This is a genomic window from Myxococcota bacterium, assembly GCA_041389495.1.
Taxonomy (GTDB): Bacteria; Myxococcota_A; UBA9160; order UBA9160; family UBA4427; genus JAWKRT01.
In genome coordinates this window covers 107,878-131,999 of sequence record JAWKRT010000006.1, presented here as the reverse complement: position 1 = coordinate 131,999, position 24,122 = coordinate 107,878, and the positions used below count along the sequence as shown (strand labels likewise).

Genomic DNA, 24,122 nt, shown 5'->3' with positions numbered 1-24,122 from the left:
CGCGTGCGTAGAGTGGCCGCGCCATGCGTCGCCGACGAACACCCCCCTTCGTCGCCGGCGGTCTCGCCGCGCTGCTCGTCGCGTTCGCGACGGCCTGCGCGAGCGCGCCGCCGCGGCCCTACGAGCCGCGGCTCGTCGACGTCCCCGACGACGAGCCGTACCAGCACCCGTTCAGCAACGTGCAGTTCGAGCCGCGCGCCGGCGTGCTCGTGCGCTCCGACATCGTCGCGCACGACGCCGAGGGGCTCGGCGTCTCCGCCTACTATCGGAGCCCGATGTTCGGCGCGACGGCCGAGGCGAACTTCTATCCCGGGACGTCGCACGACGCGCTGACGGACGCCGAGGTCGGCGCGCACGTGCGCGCGCTCGAGCGCGCCGTCGCGCGTTCGCTCCCCGGCGCGGAGGTGGTCGAGCGCGGCGAGGACACGTGGGTCGTCAACGGCGCCGACCTGCACGGCTTCCACACGGGCTACGCGCTGCCGCGCGTCGGCGACGTCGACGAGCCGATGGAGTCGCACCTCTACGTGTTCCCGGCCGGGAGCTGGTACCTCGAGTTCCGGATCATGTATCCGGCCGACATGTCGGACGACGTGCGGCCGCAGATCGCGCGCTTCCTCGGCGCGCAGTGGTGGAGCGAAGCCGAGTGAAGCCGTTGTGGCGCCGCCCGCTCGACCTCGGGCTCGCGCTCTTCTTCTCCGTCTCCGTGCTGTACGGCTTCCTGTTCAGCCTGCCGGAGGGGCTCGGCGTGCCCGTCGCGGCCGACAGCCCGTGGCCCCCGCTGCGCGCGCTGCACGACTGGGCCGTCGCCGAGGAGCCCGCGCACCTCGACCCGCCGCCGAACCTGATCGCGGCGTGCCTGTTCGACGGCTTCTTCCAGGCGCCCGCGCTGCTGTTCGTGATGATCGGGCTCGCGCGCCTGCGCCCGTGGCTCCGACCGCTCGGCCTCGTCTACGCCGGCGCCGCGGTCACGAACATGTTCTTCTACTTCGCGCAGACCTTCCTCGGCCCGCACCCGCCGCCCAACACCGCCTACTATCTCGCCTTCAACCTGCCGTGGATGATCGCGCCGGCCGTGCTCGGCGCGCGCGTCCTGCTCGGGCGCGACCTCGACGGCGGCGCTCAGCCGCGCGCGGCGTAGGGCCCGCGGCCGATCTCGAGCACGAGCGTGAGCGAGGTGCCGACGCGGCCGACCTCGCGGAAGCCGAGGCTCCGGTAGAGCGCGATCGCGCGGTTCTCGGGGTCGACGCTCAGCGAGAGCGCGCGCACGCCGCGCTCGCGGGCGCGTGCGACGAGCGCCTCCATGAGCGCGCGCCCGACGCCGCGGCCGCGCGCTGCCGCCTCGACCGCGATCGCGAGCTCGGGAACGTCCGCGGCGACCCAGCCGTACGAGTGCTCGGCCGCGGTCCAGAACCGGTACCACGCCGCGCCGAGCCGCTCGCCGGCGTCGCCTTCCGCCACGGCGATGCAGTCGCCCGCGCGGGCGCCGAGGTCGCGCAGCAGCTTGCGGTGCTCGGGCTCGCGGTCGCGGAACGCGTCGAGGGAGGGCCGTTCGGCGTCCGGCCTCCAGAAGAACGCCTCGAACAGCATCCGCTCGACGAAGGCGACGTCGAGCGCGCGTCCGTCGCCGTGCGCGTGTGCGTCGCGGACGCGCACGATGCTAGGCGGGGTCGCGCGCGTCGCGCTGCGCAGGCTCCTGCTTCGGCCCGAACACCCACGCGACGCCGACGCCGACGAGGTAGAGCCCGACCATCGGGATCGCGAGCAGGATCTGGCTCACGACGTCGGGCGGTGTCAGCACGGCGCCGACGACGAACATCGCCAGCACGGCGTAGGGCGTTCCGGCGAGCAGCTGCCGCGCGGTCAGCACGCCCGTGATGCTCAGGAAGAACACGACGATCGGCAGCTCGAACGCGACGCCGAACGCGAGGAACAGGCGCGTCGTCAGCGAGAAGACCTCCTGCATCGTCCACGCGCTCTCGGCGAAGGCCGAGTCGAAGCTCGTGAAGAAGCCGAAGATCACCGGGAAGATCATCGTGTACCCGAAGAACGCGCCCGACGTGAACAGGATGGTCGAGAAGAACACGAACGGGACGACGGCGCGCCGCTCGCCCGGATACAGGCCGGGCGCCACGAAGCGCCACGTGTGCCAGAAGAAGATCGGGAGCGAGAGCACGAAGCCCGAGAGCACGGCGCACTTCAGGTAGGTGAAGAAGATCTCGGTCGGGCGGATCGCCTGCAGCTTCGCGCCCTCGGGCAGCGAGGCGAGCACGGGCGCGACGAGGAAGCCGAAGATGCGCTCGGCCTGGTCGTAGGAGATCGCGGTGCCGACGACGAGGGCTCCGACGATCCACGCGAGTCGCATGCGCAGCTCGGCGAGGTGCTCGGTGATCGGGAGCGCCTGGTCATCCACCGGTCGGCGTCTTCTCTTCGCTCGCTTCGGCGGGGGTCGCAGACGGCGGCTCGGGCGGCGCGATCGTGCGGCCCTCGGCGGGGTCGCTCGCCGGTGACGCGTCGCCCGCCGCGGTCGCGCCCTCGGGCGCGGGCGTCGGCGCGCCGAGCGCGGTCTGCGCGGGGCCGCGCGGCGGGACGCGCCGCTCCGGCTCGTCGTCGAGCGCGAGGCTCTGTCGCAGATCGCTCGACGCGCGCCGGAACTCGGCGAGGCCCTTGCCGAGCGAGCGCGCGATCTCGGGCAGCCGCTTCGGCCCGAGGACGAGCAGCGCGACGATCAGGATCACGATGAGCTCTTGCGGGCCGATCCCGAACATGGGCGAGGATGCTAGCAGGGCGCTCGGTTCGTCCTCGCGCGCCGCGCGCGCGACTCGCGCGCGGCCGCACACCCTTCCGCGCGTCGGCGCCGTGCGCGCGCGGAACACCTCGCGCGGGCCGAGGCGGGAACCCGAAGCGGGGCGCAGGAAAGAGTGGGGCCGACGGCTACCCCCCGATCGCCGCCGGCCCCTTCCCCGTCGACGCGCGATGCGCCGCGGGAAACCTCGATGTCCGAACCGTTCGCGGGATGCTGGAGCCGACGGCCGCCAACCAGGAAGCGACCGCCGGCTCCATGCCCCCCGTTCAACCTTCTCCGGGCACGCGCCCACTCCGCACGGGCACCGGCTGTCGGTGTCGCTCGTGCTCGACGTGCAGCAGGCCTTCGCGCGCCTCGCGCTCGCTCACGATCTCGAGGCCCGCGTTGAACCGCCCGCCCTGCCGCGCCGTGCACCACACGACGCGCGCGATCTCGGCGCGCGCGATCTCGTCGTCGAGCGAGCGGAGCTCGAGGCGGAAGACGTCGCCGGGCTCGACGGGCGCGTCGAGCTGGATGCAGACGCCGCCCGCGCTCTCGTCGAGCGTGTAGCCGCGGCGCCGCGCCGCTTCGCCCTCCGCCTCGCGGTCGAACTCGACCAGCAGCGCGCTCCGCAGCGTGGGACGGCGGAGGTCGCCGCGCTCGCGCAGTGCGGCGTCGGCAGGCTTCGTCGTCTCGGGCTCACGCGGGCTCATGCCAGGCGGTAGAGCAAGCCCCGTGCCAGCCCCTCAGGAGACCGCACCGGGCCGGACAACTGATTGCCGAAGCAACGGAATCCCGATCGGGTGGGGCGCCTCGCACCGGCCGGCCGCAGGCCGGCTGCGAGCGCGGGTGTCGAGATGCCGGCGCCGCGGCGTCAGGGCGCCGTCGGGCCGGCCGCCGCGCGGGCCTCGGGCCGCGAGCCGGGGTCGCCCGCGGTGCGCGCGGCGGGGAGGTCGAGCACGACGAGCAGCTGGCCGCCGCCCCCGTCACTCACCGTGAAGGCGCCGCGCGCGGAGCGGACGGCGGCCTCGCAGGCGGCGAGCTCGACGCGCAGGGCGCCGTGCATGGCCGCGGCAGGCCGCGCGGGCGAGGTCGTCGCGCGCAGCAGCAGGCGGACCGCCGGCGCGCCGTGCAGGCCCGCCGCGTTCATGTGCGACGCGACGTAGAGCTCGCCGCCCTCGCGCGCGAGCGCGCCCATCCGCGCGAGCACCCCGCGCAGTGCGACGCGCAGCCGCCCGGGCTGCGCCGACGCGTGCGGGTGGCGGCGGTCGAGCTCCTTCAGCACGAGCAGGCCGCCGCGCGTCATCGCCTCGCGCAGCTCGGCGAGCAGCGACTCGACGAGCGCGCTCGCGTCGAACGCCTCGACGCGCTCGTCGAAGGTGCGGGCGAGCGCGTCGAGCCGTTCGGCCTCTGCGTCGAGTGCGTCGAGCGGCTCGCGCAGCCGCGCCTCGACGCGCGCCGCGTCCGCCGCGTCGGGCTCGGCGGGGAGCGCGTCGAGCGCGCCGCGCACCTCGTCGACGCGCCGGCGGATCGCGTCGCCGGTGGCCGCGAGCAGCCGGTGCCAGCTGCGCTCCTCGTCGAAGTCGCCGCCGCGCGCGGCGCGAGTCGGGACCTCGGCGGTGCGCGCCGCGGACGGAGTCGGCTGTGCGTGCGGCGCGCGCGGCGCGCGCGGCGCCCGCGTCGGGCCCGCGTCGGGCTTCGGCGCGGGCGGAGACGCCGCGACGCGCTCCGCGCGCCGAGGCGGGGAGGCAGGCGCCGGCTGCGTGCGGGCCTCGGCGCTCGGCGGGTCGACCAGGTCGTCGAGCGAGAGCTCGACGATCGCGCCGGCCTCGTCGAGCGCGTCGCGCGCCTCCCGCTCTCGCGTCACGCCGTCGCGCGTCACGGCGTCGCGTGTCGCCGCGGCGCGCGTCACCGCTGCTTCCCGCGTTCGCGTGCTCGCGCGCGTCACCGCGCCGCCCTGCGCGTGCGCGCTCGCGCGCGGCGGAGGCTCGTCGGCGACGATCTCGGCTTCGGGCAGGGAGCGCTCGTCGTCCTCGCGGCCGGCGACGAGCACGCCTTCGAGTGGCGCGGCGGGCTGCGGGCGCGCGCGCTCCGCGCTCGACGCAGGGACGTCGTGCGCCGCGCCGAGCCCGAGGTGGGAGGCGTGGATCGGGTCGGCGCCGGTCTCGGCGAGCGCGTGGACGACGGCGCTCTCGAGCTCGCGCGCGTTGCCCGGCCAGCCGTGCACGGCGAGCGCGCGCAGCGCGTCGGGCGCGAGCTCGCGCGGGCGGCGTCCGGCGGCGTGCGCCTGCGCGGCGAGCGTCGCGCGCGCGATCTTCTCGATCGCGTCCGGTCGCTCGCGCAGCGGGGGGATGGCGATCTCGAGCCCGGCGAGCGCAGCGCGCAGTCCGGGGTCGAGTGCGCGGGCGCGGGCCGTCGACGACGGGCCGAGCGAGGCGACGAAGCGCAGACGCGCGGCGGCTGCGAGCCCGGGCGGGAGCCCGTACTCGATCCAGCCCCGCAGCGTCGTCTGGAGCGACGGCGCGAGCCGGTCGAGGTCGGCGAGGAACACGGTCGCGGAGGCCGCGCCGCCGCTCGCGGCGATCGCCGCCGCGAGCTCGCGCGCGCTTCGCGCGCGGGCGCAGTCGATCGCGACGAAGGGCATGCGCCCTCCCGCCGCGTCGCCGCCGAACGTGTGCACGTAGCGCGCGAGCAGCTCGCGACCCGTGCCGGGCTCGCCGGTCACGACGATGGGCACGTGGGCGAGCTGCGGGTCCATCGCGCGCAGGAGCTCGGGCGCGTCGACGTCGCCGAGCCAGCGCGCGAAGCGATCGGACAGCGCGTCGCGATGGCGGCGCAGCCGCAGCGAGTCGCGCGCGACGGGCGGGCGCAGCGCGTCGACGACCGCGGCGCGGAGCGCGCGCGCGTCGAAGCCCGCGCCGAGACGGTGCGCGTCGAGCGCGTCGAAGAGGGTTGCGAGGGCGCGCTCGTCGTGGCGATCCGCGGCGAGCACGAAGCGACGCCCGGGCAGGCGGCGCGCGCTGCGGTGCGCGAACTCGAGCTCGACCTCGGGGTCGCGCGGCACGCCGAGCACGACGACGCGCACGGCGCGCAGCGAGGCCTCGTCGGCGAACAGCGCGTCCGAGGGGCTCGCGGCGCGGACGTCGACGCCGAGGCCCGCGCAGGCGGCGGCGAGCGCGTCGCGCCGCGCGGCGTCGCGGTGCAGCACCCAGATCCCGACGCCGACGCCGACGCCGGACGCGCGCGCGCCGCTCGCGCGCGCGTCGCCCGTTCGTTCACTCGTCGTGGGAGTCGGCGTCGTCATCGTCTCGTTCGCTGGTGCGCACCTGCGCGGTCACACGGGGCCCGCGCGGGCGCGGTCGCCGGACGGCCGCGCGGGCGCGCCCGTCCGGCGGCCTTCGAGGCAAGTCGCGTGCCACGCGCGCGCGCCGCGTCGCGATCGCCACTCGCGCGCAGCTCGCGTCGCAAGCGCCCGCGCGGCCGCGCGAATGGCGCGGGCCGCCGCCGCGCCGCCGCGCGCGCCGACGCACCCACGAGACCCGAGGTGTGGAGCGCGCCCGCCGCGCGCGGGAACGCGCGTTCCGCGCGCTGCGCACGCGGCGCTGCGTTGATGCGCGCCGGGGCCTGCGCGAGAGTTGCGGGCCGCTCGTCGAGCGCAGAGCGCGGAGGGCCTCGATGCGACGCGCCGACCCGACCCCGACGCACATCGCGCGCGCCGCGCGGCGTCCGAGCGCGCGCGCCGCCCGCCCTCCGAGCGTGCGCGCCGCGCGTCGCTCGCGCCGCTCGCGCCGCGCCGCGGTGCTCGCGGCGGCGGCCCTCGGAGCCGGGCTCTTCGCGGGCGCCGCGGCCGCGGGCGACGAGGTCGACCTCGTCGGCACGTGGCACGTGCTCGTCCACTACACCGACGCGGACTCCGCGAATCCCGACGCCGTGCACTGGGACGACCGCATCTGGGTGTTCGCGCGCGAGGGATCGCGCCTCGTCTGGACCGAGTATCCGATCGTCGTCTTCCGCGACGGCGAGGGCCGCTTCGAGCTCGGCCCGCACGGCCAGCAGCGCGTGCTGCACGCCTGGGAGCCGAACGACGCGCAGCGCGCGCAGATCCGCGAGGGGCTCGAGTTCAACTCGCGCGGTGCGAAGTCGAAGTCGCTGCGGCGGAGCCGCAAGGACGGACGCTGGCAGTCGGCCGAGCCGCTGCCGACGCAGTCCGCGAACACGATCGGTTACCACGAGACGTGGATCATCCGCGACCCGACGGGCCTGCCGGTGTTCGTGCGCGACGACGTCCTCGGGAGCGAGCGCGCCGAGGCGATGAACGGCCGCACGCTCTACACGACGGAGTCGGCGAGCCCGTCGGGAGCCACGCTTCGCGGGAGCTTCGCGCGCGACGAGAGCCGGCGCGGCACGTTCCGCATGACGCGCTCGGGCGAGGCGCGCTCGGTCGGCACGAAGCGCACGCAGGCGGAGCGGCTGCGCGACTTCTTCGGCGCCGGCGCGGACGACGGCGACGCGGGTGCGGGCGAAGACGCGAGCGCGGACGCGGACGACCGCGGCCCTGGCGAGGACGCGGACGGCGGAGAGGCGGACGCGGGCGAGCGCGATGACGCGCGCTGAGCGCGCGCCGTCCGGGCCCCTCGCCCCCGCGGCGACCGTCGGCCGGGTGCGCGACGCGCGGGCGAACGAGCTCGACCGCGTGGCCGCGCTGTGGACGGCGATCACCGAGCACCACGCGGCGCTCGACCCGTTCTTCACGCAGCGCCGCGACGCGCGCGCCGAGCGGGAGCTGCGCGCGCTGCTCGCCGCGCTCCATCGCGACCCGGACGCGCGCATCCTCGTCTACGAGCGGGCGGCGATTGCGGGCGGTGCGGCAGCGGCTCGCGACGCGGTCGGCGGCGACGCCCCGCCGGCCGCGGGCCGCGCGATCGACCTCCCGGGCCTGTGCATCGTGCGGGTCGACCGCGCGCCTCCCATTCTCCAGGAGACCGAGCGCGGCGAGATCACGGACGTGGGCGTGCGCGAGGACGCACGCCGCCAGGGCATCGCGCGCGCGCTCGTCGACGCGGCGCTCGACTGGCTGCGCGAGCGGGGCGTCGCGCGCGTCGAGATCCAGGTGGCGGTCGGCAACCGCGAGGGCCAGGCGTTCTGGCGCGCGATGGGCTTCGGCGACCTGATGGACGTGCTGCACAAGCGCATCTGAGCCGGTAATTTCCGCCGGCTTCGGAGCGCGCGCGCCCGCGCGCTCCTCCCCACGAGGCTCCCGTGATGGCTCCCCCCAAGCTCAACCCGCTCGCCCAGGCCCTGAACGACCAGATCGAGGCGGCGTCGCCCGAGGTGGCGTCGATGCTCTCGGCGTACGGACGACGGCTCTACTTCCCGAAGGGAATCCTCTCGCAGTCCGCCGAGGCGAAGCAGCGCGCGCACCGCTTCAACGCGACGATCGGCATCGCGACCGAGAACAAGGGCCCGATGTTCCTGCCGTCGATGCAGCGCTACCTCGCCGACGTCGACCCGGTGGATGCCTACACGTACGCGCCGCCCGCCGGGCGGCCCGGCCTGCGCGAGCGCTGGCGCGAGAAGCTCCTCGCCGAGAACCCGAGCCTCGCCGGCAAGCAGTTCGGCCTTCCGATCGTGACGAGTGCGATCACGCACGGCCTCACCGTGCTCGGCGAGCTCTTCGTCGACCCGGGCGACGTCATCGTCATGCCCGACAAGCTCTGGGGCAACTACCGCCTCACGTACGAGGTGAGGATGGGCGCGGAGATCCGCACGTTCCCGTTCTACGCGAACGGCGACGGCGGCGGCTTCAACGCCGAGGGCTTCGCGAGCGCGCTCGCGAGCGCGGCGGACGGGCGCGAGAAGGTCATCGCGCTGCTCAACTTCCCGAACAACCCGACGGGCTACATGCCGACGCCCGCCGAGGGCGACGCGATCGTCGCCGCGGTGCGGCGCGTGGCCGAGCAGGGCACGAAGGTCGTCGCCGTCTCCGACGACGCCTACTTCGGGCTCTTCTACCACCTCGGCGGCGCGTCGATGACGGAGTCGCCGTTCGCGAAGCTCGCGAACCTGCACCCGAACGTGCTCGCGGTGAAGCTCGACGGCGCGACGAAGGAGCTCTTCGTCTGGGGCCTCCGCTGCGGCTTCATCACGTTCGCGCCCGGGCGCGCGGAGACCGCGCAGGCCGTGTGCGAGGCGCTCGACGCGAAGGCGCGCGGCGCCATCCGCGGCAGCATCAGCAACGTCCCGCAGCTCTCGCAGACGCTCGTCGAGAAGGCGCTCGCCTCGGCCTCGATCGACGACGAGCGCAAGCAGAAGTGCGAGACGCTGCGCGCGCGCGCCGCGAAGGTGTTCGAGGTGGCGAACGCGCCGCGCTTCGCGGAGAGCTTCAGCGTCTACCCGTTCAACAGCGGCTACTTCATGTGCGTGCGCGTGAAGGGCGTCGACGCCGAGGAGCTGCGCGTCAAGCTGCTCGACGACTACGGCGTGGGGCTCATCTCGACGAGCCCGACGGACATCCGCGTCGCGTTCTCGTGCCTCGAGGTCGACGAGATCGAGCCGCTCTTCGAGGACCTGCACGCCGCCATCCAGCGGCTGCGCAGCGAGAAGGGCGAGTAGCGCGCGCCGGCGCCGGCGCGCCTAGCGTTCGAGCTCGTCGAAGGCCTCGATCAGGTCGACGAGCGCGCGCGCGCCGCGCTCGAGGTTGCGGATCGAGATGCGCTCGTCCGGGCCGTGGATGCCGCGCGCCGCGTCCGCCTCGAGCCAGCGCGGCACGAAGCCGTAGACGACGACGCCCTGCGCGCGCAGCCAGTGCGCGTCCGAGGAGCCGGCGCTCACGCGCGGGACGACGACGGCGCCCGACTCCGACGCCGCCGCGACGCGCGAGATCGCGGCGTAGAGCGGCGTCTTCACGGGCGAGCTCAGCGCCGCGTAGCCGAGCAGCCGCTCGATCTCGATCGCCGGGTCGGCGATGCGCTCGCGGATGCGCGCCTCGAAGTCGTCGCAGCGATCGCCGGGCAGGAGGCGGGCGTCGATGTGCGCGCGCGCGCGGGCCGGCGTCACGTTCGTGGCGGGCGCGCCCTCGAGGACGGTGATCGACACGGTCGTGCGCACGAGCGACGCATTCGACGGATGGCGCAGGAAGCGGCGCCGGAAGTCGGGGTCGCGCTCGAGCGCGCTCGCGAGGTCGGCGTAGCCGCGCTGGTCGAGCGCGCCCGCGAGCGGCGCCATCGCGCGGTACATGCGCGCGACCTCGGGCACGACGTGCACGCTCCACTCGGTCGTGCGGATGCGCTCGAGCGCCGCGATGAGGCGCGGCACGGCCGCGTCGGCGGTGGGCGTCCCCGCGTGGCCGGGCGTGCCGTGCGCGCGCAGCTCGAGCCAGCAGGGGCTCTTCTCGGCGACCGACACCGCCCAGAGCGGCGGCCGTCCCTCGGCCTCGCCGATCGAGCCACCCTCGGCGAGCGCGTAGCGCACCGGGTCGAGCAGCTCGGGCCGCTCGCGCAGCAGCCAGCCGAGCCCGAGCCGGCCGCCCGCCTCCTCGTCCGGCACCGAGAGCAGCACGACGTCGCGCCGCAGCGGCTCGGGGCGCCGGGCCAGGAGCTCGAGCGCGAGCGCGTGGACGACGGCGAGGCCCTTCGCGTCGAGGGCGCCCCGGCCGTGGACGTAGCCGCCGCGGATGGCGCCGCCGAACGGGTCCTCCGTCCAGCCGGTGCGGTCGACGTCGACGACATCCAGATGGGAGAGCAGGAGGAGGGCGGGGGCGCCGGGCGCGCTGCCGCGGACGCGAGCGATCGCCGCGGCGCGGGCCGGGCCGCCCTCGGGCGAGGGCGTCGGCACGAGCTTCGCCTCGACCCCCGCGCCCTCGAGCTCCGCGACCAGCAGCTCGGCCACGGCCGCCTCGCCGCCCGGCGGGTTCACGCTCGGGATGCGGATGGCCTCGGAGAGGAGTCGGGCCCCCTTCTCGGCGAGCTCGCCCGCGCCGAGCGGCGTCGAGAGCGCGCGATCGGACCGCGACGAGGGAGATTCCCCACCGTTCGTGGATACGCAGGATGCGCCCGACAGGGCGATCGCTAGTACAGAAATCACAGAAGCCGGCCGAAGGGCTGCTCCACACTCGCGGGGGCGCAGCGCGATCGCAGCTCGAGCCTGGCCAGTGCAGGAAGGGACACGGGGTTCCCGAGCTTCGATCTTCGGCTGACGCCTCCACCCGAGCCGCCGGGACATGCGGGAAGCCCTCGTCGGTTGCCCATCGCATGCGTGCGACGGAAACGGTCGACGGCTAACTATACCGGCCGGGTCAGGGGGGGCCCTTGGAGCAGCTCATGCATTTCCGTGCGCGGTCCACGCGCGGTGGACCGCTCTCGGTCCGAACTACGCTCGCGCTGCTCGTCGTGTCGTCGGCCTTCGTCGCGGCGGTGGGTGCGCGAACCAGTGACGACGTCGATCCCGGCGCGATGCTAGGCGACGCGAACGGCGTCTCGGGCGAGATGACCTACCGCACCGCCGCCCGCCCGGACTCCCTCTCCGACCTCGAAGCCGTCCTGTCCGACCTCCCCAGGGTTCCCGATCTCCAGTCTCCGGCTGCGCGGCCGTCCGATGCCGAGCGCCGCGCCGAGGATGCGCTCGTCGCGATGCTGACGGCGGGCACGCCGCGCGCGGGCGAGGCGCACGCGTTCGGCGCGCCCTCGGACATCGAGGTCGACGCCGCGAGCCTCGTCGAGGCCGACGCGATGACGGACCTCGAGATGGCCGACGCGCTCGAGCGCGAGGCGCAGGCCCACCTCGACTTCGGCGACCTCGCGGACGCCAGCGCGGGCCCCGTCGACGACGAGGCGGGCGGCGCGGCGACGGCCGAGCCGCAGGTCGAGCTCGCCCCCGGTCAGCGGCTCGTCGCCGGCGAGATCGGGCGGGGCGACTCGCTCTCCACGGCGCTGCGCGCGCACGGCATCCGGCCGAGCATCGTCCACATCATCGCGAGCGAGCTCTCGCCGATCTTCGACTTCACCCGGGCCCGCCCCGGCCAGACCTACCAGGTCGTCCTCGACGGCGACGACCAGCTCGTCCGGTTCGACTATCGCGTGAACGACGACGCCTCGGTCCAGGTCGCGCGCGACGCGCACGGCGTCTACCGCGCGAAGCGCAGCGAGGCCGAGCTCGAGCCGCACGTCGTGCGGATGGCCGGCGTCGTCGAGACGTCGCTCTACGACGCGATCCGCGCCCTCGGCGAGGACGGCGCGCTCGCGAGCTCGTTCGCCCGGGTGTTCTCGTGGCAGTTCGACTTCGACCGCGACACGCGGGCGGGCGACGAGTTCCACGTGCTCTACGAGCGCCTCTACCGCGAGCGCTCCGACGGCCGGCTCGAGTACGTGAAGCCGGGCCGCATCCTGGCCGCGCGCTACCGCAGCGGCGAGACCGAGTACGAGGCCGTCCACTTCGACCCGACGGTGCACGAGGACGCGCAGGTCGCCGACGCGGGCGGCTACTACCGGACGGACGGCACGTCGCTCGAACGCCAGTTCCTGCGCGCGCCGCTCGACAACGGCCGCGTGACGTCGGGGTTCTCGAACGCCCGCCGCCATCCCATCCTGAAGATCACGCGGCCCCACCACGGCATCGACTACGCGGCCCCGCGCGGGACGCCGCTCTACGCGGTCGCCGACGGGACGGTGATCCACAAGGGGCGCGCCGGCGGCTTCGGGAACCTGGTCAAGGTCCGGCACGCGGGCGGATACGTCTCGTACTACTCGCACCTGCAGGGCTTCGCGAAGGGCCTGCACGTCGGGCAGAAGGTCTCGCAGAAGCAGGTGCTCGGCTTCGTCGGCAGCACGGGCCTCGCGACCGGGCCGCACACCTGCTTCCGGATCGCGAAGAACGGCCAGTACCTGAACCCGCGCACGATCGAGTCGCAGGCGGCCGAGCCGATCCACGGCGAGCAGTGGGCGGCGTTCGCCTCCCAGCGCGACGAGCTGCTGCAGGGCCTCGACGGCAGCTCGGTGGTCGCGGTCCAGGACGCGCTCTAGCGCGTCGCTTCGGCGAGCCTCCGCGGGGCGGCCCTCCGGCCGCTCCTCGCCTTGGCCGCGCGCTCGCCGCGCGCTCCCCCCGGCCGCGCGCTCGCCGCGCGGCCTTGTTTCGGGCCTCCCGCCTGTGCGAGCCTGCGCCGGCCGCGCCCCACGCGTGTCGGAGACGTTCGTGACATCGCAATCGAAGACGCCGTCGGCGGCCTCGCTCGGGGCGGCGCTCGCCGCCGTCGGGCGCGAGCTCGGCGCGCGCGAGTCCGAGCACGCGGCCGCGCTCGATGCGGCGCGGGCGAAGGCGACCGAGCTGCACGCGCACGTCGAGCGCGCGCTCGCCGACTACCACGAGGCGATCGAGGCGGCCGGCGCGCCGCAGCTGCGCGTCGAGATCGGGGCGCCGCGGCTCGACGAGAAGCACGTGCGGTCGTGGGAGTTCGAGCTGCGGCGCGGCCGGTGGCGCGCGCTCTTCATCGCGAAGAGCCGCGGCGAGGTGACGCTCGTCGGCCCGTTCCGCACCGGCAAGAACGAGGGCCCCTGCAAGAGCCTGCCGTCGGGCGCGCCGGGCGAGCGCTCGCCCGAGCTCGACGCGGCGCTCGTCGCATTCGTCACGCACTTCCTCGAGGAGGCGGCCACGCCGTGACGGCGGGGCAGCGCGCGCTCGCCGGCGTCCGCCGCGTGCGCGTCGGGAGCGCGAACGAGCCGAAGGTCGAGGCCGTGCGGCGGGCCGTCGCGGCCTACGCGCCCGACGCGCGGGTCCTGGGCGCGGCCGTCGCGAGCGGCGTGCCCGAGCAGCCGGTCGGCTTCCCGGAGATCGCGCGCGGTGCGCGCACGCGCGCGCGCGCCGCGTTCGACCTCGGCGGATGCGAGCTCGCGGTCGGCTACGAGGACGGGCTCGTCGAGCTGGACCTCGGCTCCGACGGCGGCATCGAACGGCTCAACGTCGGCTGCGCGGCCGTGACGGACGGAGTGCGGATGGCGATCGGGCTCTCGTCGGGGTTCGCGTATCCGCCCGCGGTCGCCGAGCGCGCCGCGCGCGAGCGGCTGCCCGTCGGCGATCTCTTCGACGCGCTCTGGCGCGAGCGCTTCCCGCGCGAGGGCGCGCCGGAGGACGCACCGTCGGCGCGCGGCGAGGGCAACATCGGGAAGCTCAGCGCGGGCGCCCTGCCGCGCAGCGAGTACGCGCGGCACGCGGTCGTGTGCGCGCTCGTGCGCTTCCTGCATCCGGGTGTCTACGAGCGATCCGGCGCCGAAGGCGCGCGAGGTACGGCGTGAGCGGACGCGTGGTCGGCGGCGAATCGCCGCGGGTCGAATCGGTGGACGACCTGGTCGCGTACTTCGCGAGCGGCGAGAAGCCCCGCGAGCGATGGCGCATCGGCACCGAGCACGAGAAGATCGGCGTCCTCGCCGACACGCTCGAGCGCGTGCCCTTCGACGGCCCGCGCGGCATCGAGGCGCTGCTCGAGCGCATCGCATCGTACGACAGCGCGCCGCCGGCGGGCTGGGAGCGCATCCGCGAGGGCGGGCGCCTCGTCGCCCTCGAGCGCGACGGCGCCAGCATCACGCTCGAGCCCGGCGGCCAGCTCGAGCTCTCGGGCGCCCCGCTGCGCACGCTTCGCGAGACGTGCCGCGAGTTCAACGCGCACGTCGACCTGCTGAAGGCGGCCGCCGACGACCTCGGCCTCGCGTGGATGGCGATCGGCGCCGACCCGTTCCACGCGCTCGCCGAGATCCCGCGCATGCCGAAGGCGCGCTACGACGTCATGCGCGCCTACCTGCCCACGCGCGGCGCGCTCGGCCTCCACATGATGCACGCGACCGCCACCGTGCAGGCGAACTACGACTACGCGAGCGAGCGCGACATGGCCGAGAAGATGCGCACGGCGCTCGCGTGCTCGCCGATCGTGTCGGCGCTCTTCGCGAACTCGCCCTTCAGCGAGGGCAAGCCGAACGGCCTCGCGTCGTTCCGCGTCGCGATCTGGCGCGACACGGACCCCGACCGCTGCGGCCTGCTGCCGTTCGTGTTCGAGGACGGCTTCGGCTATCGCGACTACGCCGAATGGGCGCTCGACGTCCCGATGTTCTTCCTCGTGCGCGAGGGCGGCTACCACCCGGTGGGCGGAGCGACGTTCCGGCAGCTCCTCGAGCGCGGCGTCGAGGCTGCGGGGCGGCGCGAGCACGCGACGCTCGCCGACTGGGACCTGCACCTAACGACGCTCTTCCCCGAGGTGCGACTCAAGCGCTTCATCGAGGTGCGCGGCGCCGACGCGGCGCCGGGCCGCTTCATCTGCGCGCTGCCGGCGGTGTGGAAGGGCATCCTGTACGACCCGGAGTCACTCCGCGACGCCTGGTCGCTCGTCGCGGGCCTCTCCCTCGAGCAGCGCGACCGGGCGCTCGTCGACGTCGCGCGCGACGGGCTGCGCGCGCGCATCGCGGGCACCGAGGTGCGCGAGCTCGCGCGCGAGCTGGTGCGGATCTCGGCCGCCGGGCTCGACCGGATCGCCCGGCGCGGGGAGACGGACGCGGACGAGCGCCACTTCCTCGAGCCGCTCGAGGAGGTCGTCGCCGCGGGCCGGAGCCCGGCGCACGAGCTGCTCGACGTTTGGCGCGACGTCGGCGAATCGCCCGCGCGCTTGCTCGAGCGCATTCGCTACTGATAGATTCGCGCCGCCGCACCGACCGGACGGGCGGAGCGCCCCGCGGCGGAGGCTCCCACATCATGGCCACGCAGAGCTTCAAGGTCGTCTTCACGCTCGACGACGACGATCGCAAGTACTTCCGCGGCCTCGTCAAGGCGGCGCGCAAGGCGGCGACGTCCGAGGACGAGTCGAAGATCGTCGACGGCGCCAAGCAGCTCGTCGCGCGCATGCGCGGGGCGGCGAAGACGCCCACCTTCGTGCTCGAGGCCGTCGCGGTGCTCGAGGACCTGACGGCGATCATCGAGGACGGCGACTACGCGGCGCCCCGCGCCGTGCGCGACCGCGTGCTCGGCGCACTCGCCTACTTCGCGAACCCGGGCGACCTGATCCCGGACGACGTGCCCGTGTTCGGCTTCCTCGACGACGCGCTCATGATCAAGCTCGTCGAGCAGGAGTTCCGCCACGAGCTCTGGGCGTTCCGCAAGTTCCGCACGTTCCGCGACGGCGCCGAGCAGCGCCCGTGGACGCAGGCCGCGCGCGACCGCCTGCCGAAGCGGCTCGCCGACAAGCGCTCGCAGCTGCGGGCGGCGGTCGACCTGCGCCACAAGCGCGACGCGACGCGGAGCAAGCTCTTCGGCTAGGCCGACGGCCCGCAGCCCGGCGCGCCCCGTTCCGTCCGCGCACGCGCGGTGAGTTGCCATGACCGAAGTCCGACCCCGAAACGGCCTGCCGAAGCTGCTCGTCGTCGACGACGAGGAGGCCATCCTCGAGACGATGGCCTTCACGTTCGAGGACGACTACGACGTCGTCACCTCGAACGACGCGCGCCGCGCGCTCGACCTGCTCGACGAGAACGCGCCCGTCGCCGTCGTGATCACCGACCAGCGGATGCCCGACATGACGGGCTCGCAGCTGCTGGCCGAGGTCTACGCGCGCCACCCCGAGACGTCGCGCATCATCCTCACGGGCTTCGCGGACATGGCGTCGACCGTGCAGGCCATCAACGACGGGCACGTCTACGCCTACGTGAACAAGCCGTGGGAGCCGGACGACCTGAAGCAGGTCGTGCGGCGCGCCTACGAGCACCACGCGCTGCTCATGGAGAACCGGCGGCTCGTGGACGAGCTGCGCCGCTCGAACCGCTTCCTCGAGGCCGTGATCGACCGGCTCGACACGGGCGCGATCGCCGTCGACCCGGCGGGCGTCGTGCAGGCGGCGAACGCATCGGCGCGCGAGATGCTGAAGCTGCCGGACGACCCGCGCGGCGTCTCGCTCGACGACGTGATGAAGAGCAAGGGCCTCGAGGCGCTCGCGGCGACGATCCAGAAGCTCGCGTCCGAGGCGGGCGGGCGCTTCGAGGACGCGGAGCTGCGCGTCGGCGACGGCGCGCGGCGGCTGCGCATCACGCTCGAGACGCTCGGCCAGCGCGACGGCGAGCCGATCGGCCGCGTCATCCTGTTCAAGGAGGTGTCGCACGAGCCGCTGCGGCGGCGCTTCGACGAGATCGTGATCGACACCGGGCAGCACGAGGGCGAGCTGCGGCCGCGGCTCGACGAGGCGCTGCGCGAGCTGCGCGCGCTCGCGGACGACGTGCGCGGCTCGGGCATCGCTTCGCCCGGAATGGCCGAGCTCGGCGAGCGCGTGTCGCGCGCGCAGACGGCCATCCAGAACTGGCTCGACGTCGACGACCTGCTCGTGCGCGAGGACTATCCCGACGCGCAGCTGCTGCGCGATCGCATGAACGTCGCGGCGCAGCGCTGGCCGTCGGGCGAGGCGCTGCCCGCGCGCGTCGCCGAGCTCGCGCGGCGCGTCGAGGGCTACTACGAGTCGGGCGAGAACCCCAGGCAGCGAGTGCTCTGACGTGAGCGCGGCGGCGCGCCCCGGCGAGGCGCACGGCGGCGGTGCGCGCGGGCTCGACCGGCTCGAGCTGCGCGTCGAGCGGCTGCGCGCGGTGTTCCGCTTCACGTTCGCGTTCCACGCGCGCGAGGTGCGCTTCGAGTGCGACCAGGGCGAGGGCTTCGAGCGCGTCTTCCCCGAGACGTTCTCGTTCCGCGCCGCGCGCCACGACCCGGCCGAGCTCTTCCTGCAGCTCGACGACCTGTTGCAGAAGGCGCGGCTGCTCTCGCCGCGCGCGCACCGGCGCGACGCGCGCGAGCTCGTGATGCGCCTGCTCTCGGAGGCGCCGCGCTACCTCGACCAGATGCGCGTGCGGCTCGGCGCCGAGGGCGCCCTCGGCGGGGACGTGCGCGTGCGCATGCACCAGGACATGGCGCTGCTCGCGCAGATCCTGCTGCGCTTCCTCGAGACGCGCGACCTCGGCGACCGCCGCTCGCTGCGCGTCGCGGGCTTCGCGCTGCGCAAGCTCGCCTACGAGTGCCTGCGCGTCGTGATGGCCGAGCGCGTCGACGCCGACTACCTCGAGCGCTACGTGCGCGGCGAGGCCGACCCCGTCGACCCGGGCGACGACCCGAGCGAGAGCGGCTTCTTCTACGCGCTCGAGGGCGACGACCGCGCGCTCGTCGACCGGCTCGTCGTGCGCATGACCGAACGCGCGTTCTACATGTGGCTCGAGCAGGTGTGCCTCGACGAGACGAACCAGGCCTTCGAGAAGGAGGACTCGCCGTTCCGCGACCGCGAGGCCGAGCTGCTGGCCGCGATCGCCGCGAGCCCCGAGAGGCCCGTGATCGCGCGCGGCTGCGACCTCGTGCCCTTCCTGCGCCGCGCCGACCGCGACAGCCGCCGCGCGCACGCGAAGCTCGAGACGTGGTTCCTGCGCCGCTACGACATCCGCCACTCGGCGGCCATCATCCACCACGCGGCGCGGCTCGAGCGCGGCGAGGTGGCGGACGGCAAGCGCGCGCTCGGCTGGCACAGCCCGCGCATGCACTCGCTCGAGCTCGCCGTGCTCGTCGCGCCGTTCGCGCTCGCGGCCTTCTTCTACGAGCGCGCGCCGCGCGTGTTCGACTGGTGGTGCGCGGGCGAGGTCGCCGTCGTGAACGCGACGGCCTTCTGGTTCCTGATCTGGAAGTTCTGCGTGCGGCGCGACCTGACGTTCTTCAACTCGTCGGTGCCGCGCATCTTCGCGGGCGTGATCGTCGGCTACCTGCCCGTGTTCCTGATCGACGAGGTGTGGGACCTCGCGAGCCGCGACGTCGTCGCCGTCGGCGGGCTCACGCTGTTCCTCGCGCTCGCGACGCTCCTGTACATCTACATCGAGGTCCGCCGGCGGCTCGGGTCGACGCAGGTCGCCTTCGACCGCGCGCGCGCGATCTTCCAGCTCGGCGTGCTGCAGGCGCTCACGGCCGGGCTCGTGATGACGACGATCGTCGGGCCGTTCATGGTGTCGCGGAACTGGGCGCCCGACGGCGGCGGCGCGCTGCCGATCGCGGCGTTACGCTCCGCGCTCGATCCGATCGCCGGGCAGCTGCCGCGCATCATCGGGGTCGAGCCGTTCCTCGTCTTCCCGGCCGTGGTGCTGCTGATGACGTTCCTGTCGTTCTTCATCGGCGTCTTCCTGCAGCTCATGTGGGAGGACCTGCCGATCACGGAGCCGCTCTAGCGCATGCCGTTCGTCGAGTTCGCGGGACAGCGCGTCGAGTGTCCGCTCGGGTCGAACCTGCGGCTCGTGCTCGTGCGCGCGCGCCTTCCCCTCTACACGACCGCCGCGCGCGCGCTGCACTGCCGCGGCCGCGGCTCGTGCGGCACGTGCGCGGTGCGCATCGAGGGCCGCGCGTCCGAGATGACGCCCACCGAGCAGAAGCGCCTCGGGCGCTGGCCGCACGACCCGGCGTCGGGCGTGCGGCTCGCCTGCCAGGTGCGCGTGAACGGCGACCTCGTCGTCACGAAGCCGCCCGGCTTCTTCGGCACCGGCGAGGAGGCCGCGTCGTAGCGCGCGCGCGAGCGCTTCCGCGCGCGCGGGCCGCGCGTCGCTCGCGGCGCGCGCTCGCGGCGGCGGTGGCCCTGCTCGCAGCGGCGTGCGGGCCCGCGGAGGGCGCGGGCGACGCGCGCTCCGCGGAAGGAGCGGACGTGCTCGCCGGCTACGACCTCTCGCGCGCCGTCGCCTCCTTCGAGCTGCCCAGGGCGCTGCGCGAGGTGTCGAGCATCGCCGCCGTCGCGCCCGGGCTGCTCGCCTGCGTGCAGGACGAGAAGGGCGCGCTCTACTACTTCGACCTCGCGCTCGGCGACGTCGTGCGCCGCGACAAGTTCGCCAAGAAGGGCGACTACGAAGGCCTCGCCTTCGACGGCGAGGCCTTCTTCGCGCTGCGCAGCGACGGCCGCGTGCTGCGCATCGAGCCGAAGGACGGCGAGCTCGACGACGACGAGCCGCCCGACGACGAGAACTTCCACGTCGTCGACCGCGGCGAGCTCGACACCGAGCAGCGCGACCTCGAGGGCCTCGCCTTCGACCCGGTGACCGGCGCGCTGCTCGTCGCGCCGAAGACGCGCCCCGACGGCAAGCGCCGCAAGGATCTCCGCCCGCTCTACCGCGTGAGCCGCGCGACGCTCGAGCGCGACGCGCGGCCCTTCGTCGTGCTCGACCTCGACCGCGTGCGCGAGGCCGCCGAACGCGCGGGCGCCTCGCGCAAGCAGCTCCGCCACCGCCTGAAGCTCCGGTTCGCCGAGATCGCCGTCCACCCCGCGACGGGCGACCTCTGGCTGCTCTCGGGCGTCGACCGCCTCGTGCTCGTCGCCGCGCGCGACGGCGCGATCCGCGGACTCCACTTCTTCGACAAGGACGAGCAGCCGCAGCCCGAGGCGCTCGCCTTCCTGTCGGACGGACGCCTCGCCATCGCGAGCGAGGGCCGCGACGGGCCGGCCGTGCTGCGGCTCTACGACGCGGCCGCGCGCCCTCGTTAGGCGCTCGCCACCGCCGCGCGGCTGGCCTACCGTGCGCGCACCCCGCGTCCCGCGCCGGTGCCTCGATGGCCCCCGACGCCCCCCGGCCGCCCCCGCCGCGCCTGCTCGACCGCGTGCGCGCGACGATGCGCCTGCGCCACATGAGCCGGCGCACCGAGGACGCCTACGTCGCGTGGATCCGCCGCTTCATCTTCTTCCACGGCAAGCGCCACCCCGCCGAGATGGGCGCGCCCGAGGTCGTCGCCTTCCTGACCGATCTCGCCGTCGCGCGCAGCGTCTCGGCGTCGACGCAGAACCAGGCGCTCGCCGCACTCCTGTTCCTGTACCGCGACGTGCTCGAGATCGCCCTCGAGGGCCTCGACGCCGCCGTGCGCGCCAAGCGGCCGGTGCGGCTGCCCGTCGTGCTCTCGCGCGACGAGGTGCGCGCCATGCTCGCCGAGCTCGACGGCGTGCCGCGGCTCGTCGCCGTCCTGCTCTACGGCGGCGGCCTGCGCCTCCTCGAGGCGCTGCGCCTGCGCATCAAGGACGTCGACTTCGATCGCCAGCAGCTCGTCATCCGCGACCCCAAGGGCAAGCGCGACCGCGTCGCGCCGCTGCCGCGCTCGAGCCTGCCCGCGCTCGAGCACCACCTCGCGCACGTGCGCCGCACCTTCGAGAGCGACCGCGAGCACCGCGTCGCCGGCCCGCCGCTGCCGGACGCGCTCGCGCGCAAGGCTCCCCACGCCGCCACCGAGTGGCGCTGGCAGTGGCTCTTCCCCGCCACGCGCCTCGGCACCGACCCGCACACCCGCCGCCGCTTCCGTCACCACCTCCACGAGACCGCCGTCCAGCGCGCCGTCCGCCAGGCCGCCGAGCGCGCCGGCCTCCACAAGCGCATCACCTGCCACACCTTCCGCCACTCCTTCGCCACCCACCTCCTCGAGGACGGCGCCGACATCCGCACCGTCCAGGAGCTGCTCGGCCACCGCGAAGTGCGCACCACCATGATCTACACCCACGTCCTCCAGAACGGCCCCCTCGGCGTCCGCAGCCCCGCCGACCGCCTCTGACGCCCCGAGCCGCACCCCCGCCCCCGCCCCGCCACTACGAAGCCGCCCCGCGCCGCCCAACGCCAACCGCCCCCGCCCCCGACGCCCACGCAACACCGCGCCCCACAACCAGGATTGCGAGCCGAGCGATCCAAATAACGAGGTACTATGAGGCGACGCGGCGCCGGCCGAAGGGATTGGCCGGCGCTGGCGAATATGAGTTAGGCAGCGACCCTCCTTCTCTGATCTCCCGTCTAAGGTTCCTTTTGGATGCGGGTGCAGTTCTCGCTGCGCATCCAGGTGGGTCGCTCGCGAGTAGTGGCGTCGCGGCGCTCACTCGTCCCTGGGCGACGGCTCGAGCCTGGGCTCTCGCCCTCCAGCCACACCGAGCTCGTGGTCGGCGGCGGGTCGGGGCGTCGGTCAGGCACTGCCTTCGCTCGGGGCTCGGTGCAGAGCAGTCACGGCGTCTGGTCGTGGCGCAGCGGGCTCGCGGCGCCGTGTGTTGGGCCAGGGGTGGAGCGCGGTCCGGGGCACAGAGGGCGCGTGCCGCCGGGGCCTGGCCGGGGCGCGGCCGAGGCAGATGTCTCGGGAGGCGAGCCGGTGGCTGCACGCTCGGCCGGGGCCGGGTGCTCGCAGCGGGGCGCCCCGCCAGCCGACCGGTCCCCGCGCGGGCGTGGCCGCGCGTGATAGTCTCGGGCGGCGATGTTGGGCGCTTCGGTCGCGCAGGCGCGGGGCCGGCGGCTGAAGCACGTATCCGTTATACGGCCGCGAGCCGCTTCGCCGCACTACCGGTACTTCACGAGATTCCGGGCCGCCCCGCGCCATCAGGCAGACATCATCCGCCAACGCCACCCTTGGAGCCGATCGCGACAAGCGAGATCACCGGGCTTGCGGCGCTACCTTCAACACGTCCGCCCCCAATCCTCGAGGAAATTGCGCGCGCCGAGGCGATCGCAGCTCTTCGGGCCGCTCAGCTCTGCCGGCAAACTTTCCGCGTCAGGACCGCACCTGGCCGCCTCCAGCTTGACGTCGCGGTAGAATCGGGCCCCTCGTCGAAGGGATTGGCCGGCGAAGTGGATCGATCGGCGAAGCCGAGTCCTCTCCCCTCGCTTGAGCCCTTCGGCTCGCCACCCTGGGCCCCGCGGCGTTGGGTTGCGAGGCGGGTCGCGCGTAGTGATCGTCTCGGGCTAAGGAAACTTTTGGCGAAGTCATCTGGGCGTGGCGCTCGTGCGGCGGCATCGGCCATTCAGAGGGCGCGTGCCGCCGGGGCCTGGCCGGGGCGCGGCCGACTAGGCGAGCCAGGATCCGAGCCTGGGTTGGTCTCGTGGTGGGCAGCGGGACGACAGTGCTTGCAGCGACGGTCGAGCTGTCTCGCGTAGCGATTGGGCGCTTCGGTCCGGGCGCTGTCCGGTAGCGAAGCAATCCGTTAGGCAGCGTTCCTCCCGTCTAAGGTCCCTTCTGGATGCGGGTGCAGTTCTCGCTGCGCATCCAGGTGGGTCGCTCGCGAGTAGTGGCGTCGCGGCGCTCACTCGTCCCTGGGCGACGGCTCGCTCGCCCTCCAGCCACACCAACCGGCTCTCGGGGTTCATCAACCGCCGACTCTGGCGGGCCTCAGGGCCGGGCTCGGTGGGCCGCCTTGCGCCGCTCGACGCGAGGCATCCAGCCGCTCATCCCAGGCATCGAGTGCCGCTGCCTAACAAGCCGCTGCAGCTGACCCCCAACAGCTTGGTCGAACCGGCCGTGGTAGTCTCGGGCGTAAACAAGGTCGTCTCACCGGGCCCCGGCGGCGCTGCTTGGGGTCAGCTGAGCGGCAAGCCGTTAGGTGGCGGCGTCATGCCGGAGCTCGAAATCCGCTCTAACTCGAGCGATGCGGTGCTCCGCCTTTCGGAGTGCGAAGTCAGCCCGCGTGGCCCACACGACGATCTTGATTTTCGTGCAGAGCGTCGTTGACGGCAGTCTCCACGCGAGCGCGTACGTTCCTGACATCTACTCAACAACCTGGGTCGACTTCTTCGAAAGCCTGGCCACCATGCGCACCGGCTGGCTCGGCGTTCGCGAACTGGCGTCGGTCGCACCTCGGCCTTCGCGCGACGTGCGATCGGCTTGGGCACGTAACCTTTCGCGTGTGCCTCGAGAATCAGCCTCTTTCCGGTGGCTGGCGAGTCGAAGTGCCGCTCCATGTCTCGCTCGGTCAACTTGACCTTTTGGCAAAGCGCGCACGGAAGTTCTTCTATAAGGCCGAACACGCCACCTAACAAGCCGCTGCAGCTGACCCCCAAACAGCTGGGCGTGATCGGGTCTGGTAGTCTCGGGCGTCAACCAAGGTCGTCTCACCGGGCCCCGGCGGCGCTGTCTGGGGTCAGCTGAGCGGCAAGCCGTTATGCGGCGGAGGCCAAGCCGTGCCGGTTCGACCTGCAGGCGCGACGGTACTCGCGACACTCTTTCTCCTGTACGGCGCGCTGACCTTGCTCGCGTTTCCGATCGGGCTTCTCCGTGCGGATGCGGAGCCGCAAGTCTCGTACGCGGCCTTGGCAGCATTGGTCGGTGTGCTCGCAATCACTACCGGTGTGCAACTCTGGAAGCTCGCGCCGAATACGCGCTTGGCATTGCTTGGCTGGGCTTCGGCTCTCACGCTGTTCAACGCAAACCTATTCCTCGAATTTCAGGGCGATGCACGCCTCGGCATGGCAATCGGTATTCCAGGCGTTCTTCTCGTCGTCTTCCTGCTCTACCGGTACGTAAAGAGGGTGTGCGTTGCCGCCGCATAACAAGTCGTTGCAGCGGACCAGCAACAGCTCGGTTCAATTGA

At 74.0% G+C, this 24,122-nt stretch carries 22 protein-coding genes; 16 read left to right on the top strand and 6 right to left on the bottom strand.

The genetic code is table 11. The annotated features are described in order from the left end of the window. The first annotated feature begins 23 nt into the window (after positions 1-23). Together R3E88_21675 and R3E88_21670 are read left to right on the top strand one after the other, a co-directional pair. Complete coding sequence (locus tag R3E88_21675; GenBank protein ID MEZ4219090.1) at positions 24-647, top strand: hypothetical protein; 624 nt, start codon at positions 24-26, stop codon at positions 645-647. Beyond that, positions 644-1,138, top strand: coding sequence for an emopamil-binding family protein (locus R3E88_21670; GenBank protein ID MEZ4219089.1), 495 nt, complete (start codon positions 644-646; stop codon positions 1,136-1,138). Before R3E88_21675 ends, R3E88_21670 begins: the two co-directional genes overlap by 4 nt. Here R3E88_21670 and R3E88_21665 read toward each other — a convergent pair. The 5 genes from R3E88_21665 to R3E88_21645 all read right to left on the bottom strand — a co-directional run bounded on the left by R3E88_21665 (position 1,120) and on the right by R3E88_21645 (position 6,086). Next, the gene (locus R3E88_21665; GenBank protein MEZ4219088.1) at positions 1,120-1,653 is read right to left on the bottom strand and encodes a GNAT family N-acetyltransferase; all 534 of its coding nucleotides are present in this window, start codon (positions 1,651-1,653) and stop codon (positions 1,120-1,122) included. The genes R3E88_21670 and R3E88_21665 overlap by 19 nt on opposite strands. A gap of 4 nt (positions 1,654-1,657) precedes the next feature. Then, positions 1,658-2,410, bottom strand: coding sequence for a twin-arginine translocase subunit TatC (tatC, locus tag R3E88_21660; GenBank protein MEZ4219087.1), 753 nt, complete (start codon positions 2,408-2,410; stop codon positions 1,658-1,660). Continuing rightward, positions 2,403-2,765, bottom strand: coding sequence for a twin-arginine translocase TatA/TatE family subunit (gene tatA, locus R3E88_21655; protein MEZ4219086.1), 363 nt, complete (start codon positions 2,763-2,765; stop codon positions 2,403-2,405). Before tatA ends, tatC begins: the two co-directional genes overlap by 8 nt. A gap of 304 nt (positions 2,766-3,069) precedes the next feature. After that, a complete protein-coding gene (locus R3E88_21650; GenBank protein MEZ4219085.1) occupies positions 3,070-3,495 on the bottom strand; it encodes a PilZ domain-containing protein in 426 nt (141 codons plus the stop codon). Between the two features lie 161 nt (positions 3,496-3,656). After that, on the bottom strand, positions 3,657-6,086 hold the full coding sequence (locus R3E88_21645; protein ID MEZ4219084.1) for a sigma 54-interacting transcriptional regulator: 2,430 nt from the start codon (positions 6,084-6,086) through the stop codon (positions 3,657-3,659). Between the two features lie 494 nt (positions 6,087-6,580). Between R3E88_21645 and R3E88_21640 the strand changes: the two genes are divergently transcribed. The 3 genes from R3E88_21640 to R3E88_21630 all read left to right on the top strand — a co-directional run bounded on the left by R3E88_21640 (position 6,581) and on the right by R3E88_21630 (position 9,394). Next, positions 6,581-7,396, top strand: coding sequence for a hypothetical protein (locus R3E88_21640; protein MEZ4219083.1), 816 nt, complete (start codon positions 6,581-6,583; stop codon positions 7,394-7,396). Positions 7,397-7,442: 46 nt separating this feature from the next. Further along, positions 7,443-7,979, top strand: coding sequence for a GNAT family N-acetyltransferase (locus R3E88_21635; protein MEZ4219082.1), 537 nt, complete (start codon positions 7,443-7,445; stop codon positions 7,977-7,979). A gap of 65 nt (positions 7,980-8,044) precedes the next feature. Continuing rightward, complete coding sequence (locus R3E88_21630; GenBank protein MEZ4219081.1) at positions 8,045-9,394, top strand: aminotransferase class I/II-fold pyridoxal phosphate-dependent enzyme; 1,350 nt, start codon at positions 8,045-8,047, stop codon at positions 9,392-9,394. Between the two features lie 21 nt (positions 9,395-9,415). Here R3E88_21630 and R3E88_21625 read toward each other — a convergent pair whose 3' ends face one another. Beyond that, positions 9,416-10,669: a M20/M25/M40 family metallo-hydrolase gene (locus R3E88_21625; GenBank protein MEZ4219080.1), complete on the bottom strand. Its 1,254-nt coding sequence runs from the start codon at positions 10,667-10,669 to the stop codon at positions 9,416-9,418. 500 nt (positions 10,670-11,169) lie between these two features. On the opposite strand from R3E88_21625, the gene R3E88_21620 reads away from it, so the two are divergent. From R3E88_21620 to R3E88_21570, 11 genes are all read left to right on the top strand, one after another. Next, a complete protein-coding gene (locus R3E88_21620; protein ID MEZ4219079.1) occupies positions 11,170-12,798 on the top strand; it encodes a peptidoglycan DD-metalloendopeptidase family protein in 1,629 nt (542 codons plus the stop codon). Positions 12,799-12,967: 169 nt separating this feature from the next. Further along, positions 12,968-13,432, top strand: coding sequence for a hypothetical protein (locus R3E88_21615; GenBank protein ID MEZ4219078.1), 465 nt, complete (start codon positions 12,968-12,970; stop codon positions 13,430-13,432). Next, on the top strand, positions 13,429-14,064 hold the full coding sequence (locus R3E88_21610) for a DUF84 family protein (GenBank protein MEZ4219077.1): 636 nt from the start codon (positions 13,429-13,431) through the stop codon (positions 14,062-14,064). The genes R3E88_21615 and R3E88_21610 overlap by 4 nt, the downstream gene beginning before the upstream one ends. Continuing rightward, entirely contained in the window at positions 14,061-15,446 is a 1,386-nt protein-coding gene (locus R3E88_21605) for a glutamate--cysteine ligase (protein ID MEZ4219076.1), read from the top strand. The genes R3E88_21610 and R3E88_21605 overlap by 4 nt, the downstream gene beginning before the upstream one ends. A gap of 62 nt (positions 15,447-15,508) precedes the next feature. Beyond that, positions 15,509-16,069: a YkvA family protein gene (locus R3E88_21600; GenBank protein MEZ4219075.1), complete on the top strand. Its 561-nt coding sequence runs from the start codon at positions 15,509-15,511 to the stop codon at positions 16,067-16,069. A 58-nt stretch (positions 16,070-16,127) separates the two neighbouring features. After that, positions 16,128-17,288, top strand: a complete 1,161-nt coding sequence (locus R3E88_21595) for a response regulator (GenBank protein MEZ4219074.1) — start codon at positions 16,128-16,130, stop codon at positions 17,286-17,288. A 1-nt stretch (position 17,289) separates the two neighbouring features. Then, a complete protein-coding gene (locus tag R3E88_21590; protein MEZ4219073.1) occupies positions 17,290-18,987 on the top strand; it encodes a hypothetical protein in 1,698 nt (565 codons plus the stop codon). A gap of 3 nt (positions 18,988-18,990) precedes the next feature. Then, complete coding sequence (locus R3E88_21585) at positions 18,991-19,317, top strand: 2Fe-2S iron-sulfur cluster-binding protein (protein MEZ4219072.1); 327 nt, start codon at positions 18,991-18,993, stop codon at positions 19,315-19,317. A gap of 65 nt (positions 19,318-19,382) precedes the next feature. Continuing rightward, positions 19,383-20,285: a hypothetical protein gene (locus R3E88_21580; protein MEZ4219071.1), complete on the top strand. Its 903-nt coding sequence runs from the start codon at positions 19,383-19,385 to the stop codon at positions 20,283-20,285. Positions 20,286-20,350: 65 nt separating this feature from the next. Further along, complete coding sequence (locus R3E88_21575) at positions 20,351-21,334, top strand: integron integrase (GenBank protein MEZ4219070.1); 984 nt, start codon at positions 20,351-20,353, stop codon at positions 21,332-21,334. 2,378 nt (positions 21,335-23,712) lie between these two features. Continuing rightward, a complete protein-coding gene (locus R3E88_21570; GenBank protein MEZ4219069.1) occupies positions 23,713-24,081 on the top strand; it encodes a hypothetical protein in 369 nt (122 codons plus the stop codon). Positions 24,082-24,122: the final 41 nt, after the last annotated feature.